This is a genomic window from Micromonospora citrea (assembly GCF_049629545.1).
Lineage (GTDB): Bacteria > Actinomycetota > Actinomycetes > Mycobacteriales > Micromonosporaceae > Micromonospora > Micromonospora citrea_A.
Map to the genome: position 1 here is coordinate 21,176 of NZ_JBNADX010000023.1, position 11,970 is coordinate 33,145.

Annotated in this window: 11 protein-coding genes; 9 read left to right on the plus strand and 2 right to left on the minus strand. The window is 76.5% G+C overall.

The features are described 5' to 3' along the window. Nucleotides 1-35: 35 nt before the first annotated feature. Nucleotides 36-1,694 (minus strand): FAD-binding dehydrogenase, encoded by a 1,659-nt coding sequence (locus ACPFP2_RS22505; protein WP_424091155.1) that lies wholly within the window; start codon nt 1,692-1,694, stop codon nt 36-38. Nucleotides 1,695-1,787: 93 nt separating this feature from the next. Here ACPFP2_RS22505 and ACPFP2_RS22510 point away from each other — a divergent pair, with 93 nt between their 5' ends. The 8 genes from ACPFP2_RS22510 (at nt 1,788) to ACPFP2_RS22545 (ending at nt 10,248) form a co-directional block, all read left to right on the plus strand. Beyond that, a complete protein-coding gene (locus ACPFP2_RS22510; RefSeq protein ID WP_424091156.1) occupies nt 1,788-3,002 on the plus strand; it encodes a PucR family transcriptional regulator in 1,215 nt (404 codons plus the stop codon). A 32-nt stretch (nt 3,003-3,034) separates the two neighbouring features. Beyond that, on the plus strand, nt 3,035-4,669 hold the full coding sequence (locus ACPFP2_RS22515) for a copper resistance CopC/CopD family protein (protein WP_424091157.1): 1,635 nt from the start codon (nt 3,035-3,037) through the stop codon (nt 4,667-4,669). A gap of 217 nt (nt 4,670-4,886) precedes the next feature. Further along, nucleotides 4,887-5,903: a LacI family DNA-binding transcriptional regulator gene (locus ACPFP2_RS22520; protein WP_424091158.1), complete on the plus strand. Its 1,017-nt coding sequence runs from the start codon at nt 4,887-4,889 to the stop codon at nt 5,901-5,903. Between the two features lie 87 nt (nt 5,904-5,990). After that, the gene (locus ACPFP2_RS22525) at nt 5,991-6,752 is read left to right on the plus strand and encodes a hypothetical protein (RefSeq protein ID WP_424091159.1); all 762 of its coding nucleotides are present in this window, start codon (nt 5,991-5,993) and stop codon (nt 6,750-6,752) included. After that, nucleotides 6,752-7,405 carry a DUF6529 family protein gene (locus tag ACPFP2_RS22530; RefSeq protein WP_424091160.1) on the plus strand — a complete coding sequence of 218 codons (654 nt, stop codon included), beginning with the start codon at nt 6,752-6,754 and terminating at the stop codon, nt 7,403-7,405. Before ACPFP2_RS22525 ends, ACPFP2_RS22530 begins: the two co-directional genes overlap by 1 nt. A 16-nt stretch (nt 7,406-7,421) precedes the next feature. Further along, a complete protein-coding gene (locus ACPFP2_RS22535) occupies nt 7,422-7,901 on the plus strand; it encodes a Rieske (2Fe-2S) protein (RefSeq protein WP_424091161.1) in 480 nt (159 codons plus the stop codon). 214 nt (nt 7,902-8,115) lie between these two features. After that, nucleotides 8,116-9,342, plus strand: a complete 1,227-nt coding sequence (locus ACPFP2_RS22540; RefSeq protein WP_424091162.1) for a hypothetical protein — start codon at nt 8,116-8,118, stop codon at nt 9,340-9,342. 216 nt (nt 9,343-9,558) lie between these two features. Continuing rightward, nucleotides 9,559-10,248 (plus strand): hypothetical protein, encoded by a 690-nt coding sequence (locus ACPFP2_RS22545; protein ID WP_424091163.1) that lies wholly within the window; start codon nt 9,559-9,561, stop codon nt 10,246-10,248. 52 nt (nt 10,249-10,300) lie between these two features. Here ACPFP2_RS22545 and ACPFP2_RS22550 read toward each other — a convergent pair whose 3' ends face one another. Further along, nucleotides 10,301-10,933 (minus strand): SGNH/GDSL hydrolase family protein, encoded by a 633-nt coding sequence (locus tag ACPFP2_RS22550; RefSeq protein ID WP_424091164.1) that lies wholly within the window; start codon nt 10,931-10,933, stop codon nt 10,301-10,303. A gap of 291 nt (nt 10,934-11,224) precedes the next feature. Here ACPFP2_RS22550 and ACPFP2_RS22555 point away from each other — a divergent pair, with 291 nt between their 5' ends. Further along, on the plus strand, nt 11,225-11,962 hold the full coding sequence (locus ACPFP2_RS22555; RefSeq protein ID WP_424091165.1) for a GAF and ANTAR domain-containing protein: 738 nt from the start codon (nt 11,225-11,227) through the stop codon (nt 11,960-11,962). The last annotated feature ends 8 nt before the right edge of the window (nt 11,963-11,970 follow it).

The following is an 11,970-nucleotide window of genomic DNA, read 5'->3' on the forward strand; positions in this document are numbered from 1 at the left end:
CCGGGACGGGGCGCCGCGCCGTGCGGCGGGCGCGCTCAGCCCACGGCGGCGGCCGCGGCCCGGCCGGCGGTACGACCGGAGAAGAGGCAGCCGCCGAGGAAGGTGCCCTCCAGCGCGTTGTACCCGTGCATCCCGCCGCCACCGAACCCGGCCACCTCGCCGGCGGCGTACACCCCGCCCAGCGGCTCGCCGTCGGCCCGCAGCACCCGGCCGGACAGGTCGGTGTGCAGCCCGCCGAGCGTCTTGCGGGTGAGCACGTGCAGCTGCACGGCGATCAGCGGACCGGCCGCCGGGTCGAGCAACCGGTGCGGGGTGGCGACCCGGATGAGCTTGTCACCCCGGTACCGGCGGGCGCCCCGGATCGCGTGCAGCTGGGCGTCCTTGCCGAACGGGTTGGCCAGTTCCCGGTCCCGCGCCTCGACGATGCGGCGCACCTCGGCGGCGTCGAGCTGCGGCCCGTCGGTCTCGGCGGCCAGCTCGTTCATCCCGTCGACCAGCTCGGGCAGGCCGTCGGCGACCACGAAGTCGGCGCCGTGGCGCTTGAACGCCTCCACCGGGGCGGGCGCGCCGGGACGTACCCGGCCCAGGACCTGGCGGACGCTGCGACCGGTCAGGTCCGGGTTCTGCTCGGAGCCCGACAGCGCGAACTCCTTCTCGATGATCTTCTGAGTGAGCAGGAACCAGCTGTAGTCGTACCCGGTGGCGCGCAGGTGCCGCAGGGTGGCCAGGGTGTCGAAGCCGGGGAAGAGCGGCGCCGGCAGCCGCCGGCCGGTGGCGTCGAGCCAGAGCGACGAGGGGCCGGGCAGGATCCGGATGCCGTGCCGGGGCCAGACCGGGTCCCAGTTGCGCAGCCCCTCGGTGTAGTGCCACATCCGGTCCGGGTTGACGACCTGCCCACCGGCGGCCTCGGTGATGGCGAGCATCCGCCCGTCGACGTACGCCGGCACCCCGGCGACCATCCGGACCGGCGGGGTGCCCAGCCGCGCCGGCCAGGCCCGGCGGACGAGGTCGTGGTCGCCGCCGATACCGCCGGAGGTGACGATCACCGCCTGCGCCGCGTACCCGAAGTCGCCCACCACCGCCCGGGAGGTGCGCTGCCCGCGCGGGGCGTCGTCGGGCTCCAGGACCGCGCCGCGCACGCCGGTGACGACGCCGCCGGTGGTGACCAGCTCGTCCACCCGGTGCCGGAACAGCAGCCGCACCCGCCCCTCGGCCTCGGCCTGCCGGACCCGCCGGACGAACGGCTCCACCAGGCCGGGGCCGGTGCCCCAGGTGATGTGGAAGCGGGGCACGGTGTTGCCGTGTCCGTGCGCCGCCGCGCCGCCCCGCTCGGCCCAGCCGACCACCGGGAACAGCCGGTGGCCCATCCCCCGCAGCCAGGCCCGCTTCTCCCCGGCCGCGAAGTGCACGTACGCCTCGGCCCACCGGCGTGGCCAGTGGTCCTCCGGCCGGTCGAAGGCGGCGCTGCCCGTCCAGTCCTGCCAGGCCAGCTCGACCGAGTCGCGGATGCCCATCCGCCGCTGCTCGGGTGAGTCGACCAGGAAGAGCCCGCCGAACGACCAGTGCGCCTGCCCGCCGAGGTTCTGCTCCGGCTCCTGGTCCAGCAGCAGCACCCGGCGGCCGGCGTCGGCGGCCTCGGCGGCGGCGACCAGGCCCGCCAGGCCGGCGCCGATCACGATGACATCGGTATCCACACCCCCGACGGTACGTACGACGCTGCCAATATCATCGCCATCGGCGCGCAAGATGCCCGCCCTGTTTTGTCACCGGGATGACAAGGAGTGCCGGTGCCCGACGCGCTCATCGACATCGAGCCGGGCCTCGCCGGCCTCGCCCCGGCCGTCGGGGAGCAGGTACGCGGCCTGCGCGACCCGCTGCACGAGCGGATCCTCGGCACCGTCCGGGCCGCCATGCGGGCCCAGGGCCGCTCGCTCACCGGCGGGCAGGGCCAGGGGCTGGCCCTCGGCGTGCAGACCGCGGTGGACGCCTTCGTCGACGCGCTCGCCGACCCCGGCCGGGACCTGACCGCCACCCGCACCGTGTTCCACGCGCTCGGGCGCACCGAGTACCGGGAGGGCCACCGGGTCGACGCCCTGCGCACGGTGCTCACCCTCGGCGCACGCGAGATCTGGGCCTTCCTGGTCGCGCACAGCCCGGACACCGCCCCGGCGGACCTGTACGTCATCGCCGGGGCGTTGTTCGGCTACGCCGACGCCCTGGCCGGCGCGGCGGCGGAGGGCTTCCTCGACGAACAGCGCGACGCCGCGCAGGACTGGGCGACCACCCGACGCCGCCTGATCACCCTGCTCGTCCAGCCCGAGCCCCCGGGCGAGACCGCGCTGCACGCCGCCGCCGACGCGGCCCGCTGGGTGCTGCCCCGCACCGTGGCCGTGCTCAGCGTCGAGGGCGCCGACGCCGAGCACCTGGCCCGCACGATCGGCGGGGGCGCGATCGCCACCGTCGTCGATGACGCCGTCCGCGTCGTGCTGCCCGACCCGGGCGCCCCGGGACGCCTCGACCGGGCCCGGCAGGCGCTGACCGGCCGACGGGCGGCCCTCGGCCCCACCGTCGAGCTGGGCCGGGCCCGGCTGTCGTACCGGATCTCGCGGCGGGCCCTGGCCCTGCGGCAGGAGGGCCGGCTCCCCGCCGACGCGCCCGTCACCGCCGACGAGCACCTGCTCACCCTGCTCCTGGCGTGGGAGCCGGGCCTCGCCGACCACCTCGCCGCCGCCCGGCTCGCCCCGCTGGCCGGTCTGCGGCCGGCCACCCGGCGGGCGCTGGCCGAGACGCTGCACAGTTGGCTGCGCCGGCAGGGGCAGGTGGTCGCCGTGGCCGAGGAGCTGCACACCCACCCGCAGACCGTCCGCTATCGGATGCGCCAGCTGCGCGCGGTGTTCGGCGGCGCCCTCGACGAACCCGACGCCCGGCTCACCCTCCAGCTCGCCCTACGCCACCACCTCGGCACCGACCGGCCCGGCGGACCCGATCCCTCCGCGCGTTGAACCTTCCGGCCGTCACGTACGAACCAGAGTGTGTGCGTACCCGATCGGCCGTCCTGGGGCTGCTGCTCGCCCTGCTCTGCGTCCCGCTGCTCCCGGCGGCCCCGGCGTCCGCCCACGCCGTGCTGGTCGCCACCGCCCCGGTGCGCGACGCGGTGCTCGGGTCCCCGCCGTCGGAGGTGGTGGTCACCTTCAGCGAGCCGGTCTCCCCCGTCGCGGGCCGGGTGCAGGTCCTCGGCCCGGACGGCCGGCGGGTGCACACCGGCGAGCCGTCGGTCCGCGGGACGACGATGCGGATCCCGGTCCGGGTGCCGGAGCGGCCACTCGGGACGTACCTGGTGAGCTACCGGGTGATCTCCGCCGACAGCCATCCGGTGGCCGGCAGCTTCACCTACTCCGCCGGCGCTCCCTCGGTCAGCCCGCCGCAGGCCGACGACGAGGCGGACCCGCAGCCGGCCGGCGTCCTGGTGCCCGTCGCCAAGTACGCCGGCTACCTGGGGCTGGTGCTGGTCGTCGGCCCCACCCTGCTCACCGCGACGCTGTGGCCCCGCCGGCGCTCCCGCCGGGGCGCGGCCGTCACCGCGTACGCCGGACTCGCCCTGCTGGTCGCGGCGACCGCCGCCACCTGGGTAGGGCAGGCGGCGGACATGGTCGGGGTGCCAGTCGGCGACCTCACCGGCGGGGACCTGGCGGCGGTCGGCGACAGCGACGTGGGCGTGGTGCTCGCCGTGCGGGTGGCGGTCACCGGTGTCGCCGCCGCGCTGCTGCCGGCGGTCGTGGCGGGCCGGGCCGGGCGGGGGCGGCGGGCGGCGCTGGCGCTCGTCGGGGTGGCCGGGCTGGCCACCTGGCCGCTGGCCGGGCATCCCGTCGCCTCGCCGCTGCCGCAGGTGAGCGTCGCCGCCGTCGTCGTCCACCTCGCCGCGGTGAGCGTCTGGCTGGGCGGACTGCTGGGCTTGGTGGCGTTCCTGCTGCGCGGCACCCATGAGCGGGTGCTGGCCCGGATCCTGCCGGCGTGGTCCCGGTGGGCCACGCTCGCGGTCGGCTGGCTGGTCGCCACCGGCCTCGGGCAGGCGGCGCTCGAACTGGGCCGGCCCGGCGCGCTGGTCGACACCGGCTACGGGCGGCTGCTGCTCGGCAAGGCGACGCTGCTCGCCGGCGTGCTCGCCGTCGCCGCGAGGCAGCGCCGTCTGGTCCGGCGCGGCACGGCGGCGGCCCGTCCGGGGACGATCGCCCGGGCGGCCGGGGTCGAGCTGGTCGCCACCGCCGTGGTGCTGGCGCTGACCGCCGTGCTGGTGCAGACCCCGCCGGGGCGTACCGCCGGCGCCGAGGCCGCCCGGGCGGCGCGCGAGGGGGTGGCCCAGACCTTGACCACCGGCCTGTACACGCTCCAGTTCGACGTCTACCCGGTGAAGCTCGGCGCGCCGAACTCGCTGCACGCCTACGTCTACACGCCCGGGGGCGAGGCGCTGCCGGTCGCCGAGTGGACGGTGAGCCTGGCCCTGCCGGAGGCCGGGGTCGAGCCGGTCACCGTGCCGGTCGAGACACCGGAGCCGAACCACGGCAGCGCGGAGCTCCGGTTCCCGGTGGCCGGGCAGTGGCGGATCCGGTTCACGGTCCGTACCAGCGAGATCGAGCAGGCCACCGTCACCGCCACGGTGCCCGTGCGCTGAGCCGGGCCCGTACGCGCGCGGGTCGGCGCCGGCATTCCCGGCGACACTCGAAAGTTTCTGTCAGGTTTCGGCTACCGGCCGCGCCGGGACTGCTCCTGGGCAGGGGCGGAAGGCACACGTCCGCCCCCGCGACGGCCGGCGGCGTGGCCGTCCGCGAGCGTCGAAACTTTCGGGGTATGCTGCCGGCCTGACCGGGTGATCCATCGGGAGTGAGTTCATGGACAACCAACGCGCGACCCTGGCGCAGATCGCCCGCGACGCCGGCGTGTCGGTGCCCACCGTCTCCAAGGTCCTCAACGGCCGGCCCGACGTGGCGGCCACCACCCGGCAACGCGTGCAGGCGCTGCTCGACGAGCGCGGCTACACCGGCCGCACCGCCGGTCGCCCCGCCGGCGGGGCCGGCCTCATCGACCTGGTGCTGCGGGACCTGGGCAGCCCGTGGGCCATGCAGATCATCGACGGGGTCGAGGAGCACGCCCACCGCGCCGGCTTCGGCGTGGTGGTCTCGGCCGCCCACGGCCGGCACCGCAGCCGCCCCGACCGGCGCTGGATCGAGCAACTCTCCGCCCGCCGCTGCGACGGGGTCCTGCTCGTCCTGTCCGACCTGTCCACCAGCCAGCACGGCCAGCTCGCCGAACTCGGCATACCGGTGGTCGTCATCGACCCGGCCGGGCAGCCGACCCCCGACATCCCGTCCGTCGGCGCCACCAACTGGTCCGGGGGTCTCGCCGCCACCGAACACCTGCTCGGCCTCGGGCACCGCCGGATCGCGGTCATCGGCGGCCCGCCCGACGTGCCGTGCAGCCGGGCCCGGGTGGACGGCTACCGGGCCGCGATGAACGCCGCCGGGCAGCGCATTCCCGCCGGGTACGTGCGCGCCGGGGACTTCACCGCGCCCTCCGGCTACCGGGAGACCAACGCCCTGCTCGACCTGTCCCGGCCACCCACCGCGATCTTCGCCTGCTCCGACGAGACCGCCTGGGGGGCGTACGAGGCCCTCTACGAGCGCGGTGCCCGGGTGCCCGACGACATGAGTGTCGTCGGCTTCGACGACGTCGACGGCGCCCGCTGGGCCATCCCGCCGTTGACCACCGTCCGGCAACCGCTGACCGAGATGGCCGCCATGGCCACCCGGATGCTGCTCGCGCTGATGAACGGCGAGGAACTCGACAGCCGCCGGATCGAGCTGGCCACGCCGCTGGTCGTGCGGCACAGCACCCGCGCGGTGGGGTGACGCTGGCCGGCCCGCGGCCGACGGATGTTGCGCGACATTGAACGACTGGGGCTCCGTCACCGTACGACCGGATGAAGGGAGCTGCTGATGAAGCGCATCACCCCGTTGCTGACCCTGTTGACCGGGGCCGGGATGGCCGCCGTCCTGTTCGCGATGAGCGCCCAGGCGGCGCCGCGTGGGGCCGATCCGAAGCCCGCCGCCGCGCCCGCCGCCTCGGCCGAGGCGTCGCCGGAGGTCCCCGCCGCGTCTGCGACACCGGTCCCGCCCGGTGGGCAGTCCGCGCCCGCGCAGCCCTCGGAACAGCGGGGCCGGCCCGGGACACCGACGAGCCCGCCACCGGCGCCGCCCACGGCGGGAGCCGAACGGAGGAAGGCCACCGGCAACTGGACCGGCCGGCTCGACGGCGGCGCCACCATCGCGATCACCGCCCGTGACGGCGAGGCGGTGGCCTACGTCTGCGACGGCAGGCGGCTGGAGATCTGGCTACGGGGCACCGCGGCCGACGGCCGGCTCGACCTGACCGGCAAGAAGGACGCGAAGCTGACCGGCACCTTCGGCGACGGTCGGGCCTCCGGCGAACTGGTCGCCGACGGCAGACGGTGGGCGTTCACCGCCAAGGCCGCCGCCGGCCCGGCGCCGGTGCTGTACCGGGCCACCGCCCAGCAGCGCCGGGACGGAGTGGACGGCGGCTGGATCCTGCTGCCGGACGGCAGCCAGATCGGCGTGGTCACCCGCGCCGGCGAGCCGGTGTCGGCCCCGCCGCTGGACCCCGCGTTCGGCACCACCATCGTGGACGGCGTGACCGTGCGGGCCGAACCGGTGGCCACGGATCCCGGTGCCGGTGACTGATGGCCGGCCGTCGCAGGACCATCGGGGACACCCGTCCGGGCGAGGAGACGGTGGCCGTGCAGGTGCTGCCCGAGCCGCCGACCCGCCCGGAGTCGTCCATCCCGATCCCGCCCCTGCCGGTGACCGCGCCACGGGCGTCGCTGGTGGTGCCGCTGCTGGTCGGCGCCGCCGTCACGGTCGCCCTGGGCGTCTACGGTCGGCTGCACACGCCGACCGGGATCGCGGTCAACGTGGCGGGCTTCTCCAGCCCCCAGGCGGTGAAGGTGTGGCTCGGCAGCGGCGCCGCCGCCTTCGCCGTGGTCCAGTTGCTCTCCGCGTTGGCCATGTGGGGTCGCCTCGGCGGCCTCTCGCCGTCCTGGGCGGGGACCGCGCACCGCTGGTCGGGCCGGATCGCCTTCCTGCTGACCGTGCCGGTGGCGGTGCACTGCCTGTACGCGCTCGGCTTCGCCGACCACGACCTGCGCACGCTGACCCACTCGCTGCTCGGCTGCCTCTTCTTCGGCGCGTTCAGCACCAAGATGCTCGCCCTGCCCCGGCCGGGCCTGGCCGGCTGGGTGCTGCCGGTGGCCGGCGGCGTGGTCTTCACCGTCCTGATGGGCGTCTGGCTGACGTCGTCGCTGTGGTACTTCACCACCTTCGGGGTGGGCACGTGAGAGGAGAGGCACTCCGATGAGTGACGTCGACGGAGGGCGGCGCCCGTCGCGGCGGACGGTGCTGGCCTGCGCGGGCGCCGCGGGCGCCGGTGTGCTGCTGACCGGCTGCCAGACGTACGGCGAGGCGGCCGCGCCGGGGGGCGCACCAGCGGCGTCGGGGGGTGCCCCGGCGGCGTCCGGCGGTGCGGCGGCGCCGGCGGACGCGGCGGCGGCCGCCCTGGCCACGGTCGCCGACATCCCGGTCGGCGGCGGGAAGGTCTTCGCCGCCGAGGGCGTCGTGGTGACCCAGCCGGAGGCCGGCACCATCAAGGCGTTCGCCGCGAAGTGCACCCATGCCGGCTGCACGGTCAGCGAGGTCAGGGAGCGGGCCATCGTCTGCCGCTGCCACAACAGCGCCTTCGACATCGCCGACGGCGCGGTGAGGGGTGGCCCGGCCCGGCAGCCGCTGCCCGCCGCGGGCGTCACCGTCGACGGCGACAACATCCGGCTGGCGTAGCCGGCGACGTCCGTCCGATCGGCGGCTCGCAACCGTCGCCCCGGTGGAGCGCGTCCGATCGGCGGTGTCGGCGGCCGACCCGCCCGTGCTCGGCGGCTACGGCCCGCCGGACGACGCGCGACGCGCCCATGCGCGGTACGTCACCGGACGGCGTCGTTCGGTAGAGTTCTCCTGTCGCACCTCGGGAGCACCGAGGTCGGGAGGGGCGGCACCGATGGGTCGACGCGGTGGGCGGTTCGCGCGGGGCGTGGTGCGCCTCGGGCTCCTGCTCGGCGCGGTCGCCGGCGCCTGGATCGGCTACGACACGGCCACCTCCGGCGCGGCGTACGCCGCCGACTCCCCACCGGCCACCCTCGTGGAGGGAGCCGTCGAGGGCGTGACCGGCCTGCTCCGGGCCTCCCTCTCCCCCGTCGTCGCCGACCCACCGCCGGCGCGCCCGTCGACGTCACCCGGCGCGGCCGACCCGGCCCCGCCCGGATCCGGTGGCGGCTCCGACGGGCGGCACACCGCGGCGCCGTCGCGACAGCAGGCCGACGCGGGACCGGTCCGCCGGCACGGAGCGGCGTCCGGCGCCGCCGCCGGGCACCGGCGCGGGACCGCCTCCCCGGCGAAGCGCGCCGTGCGGCCGAGCCCGGACACGGACGCCGGGGCCAAGCCCGCGCCCTCCCCGACCACCCCGCACCAGCCCGACCGGCCGGCCGCACCTGCGGCACGCGCCCTGGCACCCGTCACCGGGTCACTGCACGACCGGCTGACCGCGCCGACGACCGGAGCCCTCGACCCCGTCACCGGACCACTGCACGACCAGGTGGTGGCACCTGCGGCACGGGCCCTCGCACCCGTGACCGGGCCGCTGCGCGACCGGGTGATCGGGCCGGTGGCAGGAGGTCTCCGGCCGGTGATCACGCCGGTCTCCGGGGTGCTGGCGCCGGTGCTCGTCCCGGTGAACCGGGCGGCGAAGCCGCTGCGCGACCTCCTGAGCCCCGTCCTGGAGCCGGTCGATCCGCTGGTGCGGCTGGTGGCCCCGGTGGGCGCCGCCTCCACCGGCCGGGAGCCACCGGTGGTCGCCCGGCCCACCCCCACCGCACCGACCGCCGTCGCCGCACCGTCGGCGCCGGGCACCGGGCCGGCCGAGGCGGCGGCAGCCGGGCCGGGCACCGTCGCGCACACGCCCACGCACCGGCACTCGGCGGCGATGCCGTCTCCGGACGCCGCCCGACCTGCCCTGCGCAGCCCGGCCCCGGACCTGTTCCGTCCGGCGCACCCGAGCCCGGCCGGCGCGCCGAGCCACGCCGGCACGTCCGGCGGCCTACAGCTCAGCGCGGCCGACACCGGTCCGGCGGCCTGGACGCCGCCCGCGAACCGGGGACTGCGCTGCCGTCCGGCCGGCCCGGACGCCCTGCCCTCCCGCTCGCCGCGCCCGGGCAGCCGACCCGCCTGAGCCGGCCCGGCCGGCACGGACCGCAGGGCCGCGGCACCGGTGACGTCGCCCGGTCGGGCACGTCGACACCGCCCGGCCGCCCCTGAGCACGCACCGTTCCGCCGGCCATGCCGTGCCCGCCGCCGCGCCGTCGTCCCCGTCGCCGTCGCGCCCGTGGACGCATCCGGCGTACCGGCCACCCGCCATGAGCACATCCCGCTGACCAGGGAGCTTCCCATGATTTCGTCCCCACCGGTCGTACGCGCCCGCTGGCGCGACGTCGACCTGATCGTCGAGCTCGTCACCGCCACCGTCGCCCCCACCGTGGTCGCCGCCTGGCTCGTCCCCGACGAGCGACGCAGACGCGACGTACTGGCCGACGTGGCCCGCCTCTGGGTGGAACACGCGCTGCTGTTCGGCGACGCGTTCCTGCTCGCCGACGGCACCGCCGCCACCGTCTGGTTCCACCACTACCGGCCGATCCCGGCGCCGGTCCGGTACGAACAGCGCCTCGCCGACGCCTGCGAGGGGCAGGTCGACCGGTTCCTCCTGCTCGACCGGGCCCTCGCCACGCACCGCCCCGCCCAGCCGCACAACCACCTTGCGTTCCTGGCCGTGCCGGCCGGCCCCCGACGCGCCGACCGGGCGGAGGCGGTCCTCGCCGGCAGCCAGCGGTGGATGGACACCCTCGGCCTGCCGACGTACGCGGAGACCTGGACCGGCGCGCATCGTGACCTGCACCTGCGGCACGGCTACCAGGCGCAGGGCGACTTCCCGCTCGGCAACGGTCTGCTGGTGCACTCCACGTGGCGGCTGTCGCCGTTCCCGCCCGGGCGGCGCAACGCCGGGGCCGGGCACTGGTCGTCCACCCGGCCGGCCCGGCGGGCGAGGAACGACCGGCTGACCGGGCCGCCGGTGTCGCGGTGACCCCGTCCGGCGACCCGGCCCGGGGGACCGGGTCGCCGGACGGGACGGCGGGTCAGTCGGTCGCGGGCCCGACCGCGCGCAGCCAGTGCTGGGCCAGCACCGCGTGCCCGAACGGGGTCAGGTGCACCCCGTCGGTGGTCCAGACCCGGTCGTCGGTGTCGGCGGCGGCGAAGGCCGCGTCCACCGCCACCAGGGCCGCGTCGAACTCGGCGGCGAGACGGCGTACCACCTCGACCTTCGGGTCGAGGTCCTCGCACCAGGCCCGCTGCCCGTCGTCGAGCGGGATCACGAACGGCTCGACGAGCACCAGCGCCGCGTCGAGCCGTTCCCGCGCCGTCGTCAGCAGGTGGCGGTAGTCGCGGGCGAACTCCTCGACGCCGGTCGGGTCGTCGTGGTCGTACCGCCGCCAGGTGTCGTTGATGCCGATCAGCACCGACACCACCTGCGGGGCGAGGGAGAGACAGTCGGCGTCCCAGCGGGAACGCAGGTCACGCACCCGGTCGCCGCCGATCCCCCGGTTGAGGAAGGTGGCCCGGTGCCCGGGGTGCCGGGCGGTGAACCAGGCCGCGGCCATCATCGCGTACCCCTGGCCGAGGTCGGCGCCGTCGGCACGGTCGCGGCCGGCGTCGGTGATGCTGTCGCCGATGAAGAGCACGCGCCCGTCGCGCGGCACCCGAACCGTCACCCCGTCGCCTCCTCCGGCCGTCGTCCCGATCATCATCGCCGCAGTGGCGCGACGCCGCCACCGTCGGTACGGCGTGCGGGCGGTGCGACGGTCACCGGGACCGGGCGGGACGCTAGAGTGGGACGCTGTAGCCGACGCCCCCGGGCGTCGCGAGCGAGCGTCAAGCAGCGGCGCTGGTCCCCGGTCCGTCCTCGCGGCCGCCCTTGGCGGTCGCCGGTGCGGGCCGATTCCGTCACGCGCTGCCCGGCACCGCCGGAACGATTGCGCCGGTTCGCAAGGACGTCAGACGCCATGCCGCAGTCACCCCTGGATCTCACCGAGGCGTTCATCCAGCTGGGCACCATCCGCCACGACGAGACGCCTCTCGACGCGGTCCTCGACCGGATCGTCGCACTCACCCGGGGCAGCATCCCGGGCGCCTGCGAGGTGTCGGTGACCCTGGTGCACGGCAGCGCGGCCAACACCGCGGCCCACACCGGGGAGCTGGCGCTGCGGCTGGACCAGTGGCAGTACGAGCAGGGACGTGGCCCCTGCCTGGACGCGGCGACCACCGGCACGGTGCTGGTCGTGACGGACATGGCGGCGGAGAGCCGCTGGCCGGAGTGGGCGCGGCTGGCGTACGCGGCCGGCGCCGGCAGCTCCATGTCGATCGGCCTGCCCATCCAGGAGGCGGTGGTCGGCGCCCTCAACGTCTACGGCGCGCAGCCGGGGGCGTTCGACGAGGTGACCGAGGCCGCACAGACCTTCGCCGACCACGCGGCGGTGGCGCTGGCCAACGCCCAGCTGTACGAGAACGCCGCGACCCTGGCCGAGCAGATGCAGGCGGCGATGCACAGCCGCGCGGTCATCGAGCAGGCCAAGGGCATCGTCATGGGCCAGCGCCGCTGTACGGCCGACGAGGCGTTCCGGATCCTGGCCACGGTCTCGCAGAACTCCAACCGCAAGGTCCGGGAGGTCGCGGAGGCGCTGGTGCGTCAGGTCAGCACGGCTGCGGTGGCGCCGCGCCAGGGGGCTCGACCGGGCAGCTGACGGCCGGG

What these genes read in the sequence shown, in the direction of transcription:
- ACPFP2_RS22530 (WP_424091160.1), top strand. Translation starts at nt 6,752, where the DNA reads ATGGCCGGCCGTCGCAGGACCATCGGGGACACCCGTCCGGGCGAGGAG.
- ACPFP2_RS22520 (WP_424091158.1), top strand. Translation starts at nt 4,887, where the DNA reads ATGGACAACCAACGCGCGACCCTGGCGCAGATCGCCCGCGACGCCGGC.
- ACPFP2_RS22540 (WP_424091162.1), top strand. Translation starts at nt 8,116, where the DNA reads ATGGGTCGACGCGGTGGGCGGTTCGCGCGGGGCGTGGTGCGCCTCGGG.
- ACPFP2_RS22545 (WP_424091163.1), top strand. Translation starts at nt 9,559, where the DNA reads ATGATTTCGTCCCCACCGGTCGTACGCGCCCGCTGGCGCGACGTCGAC.
- ACPFP2_RS22555 (WP_424091165.1), top strand. Translation starts at nt 11,225, where the DNA reads ATGCCGCAGTCACCCCTGGATCTCACCGAGGCGTTCATCCAGCTGGGC.
- ACPFP2_RS22525 (WP_424091159.1), top strand. Translation starts at nt 5,991, where the DNA reads ATGAAGCGCATCACCCCGTTGCTGACCCTGTTGACCGGGGCCGGGATG.
- ACPFP2_RS22535 (WP_424091161.1), top strand. Translation starts at nt 7,422, where the DNA reads ATGAGTGACGTCGACGGAGGGCGGCGCCCGTCGCGGCGGACGGTGCTG.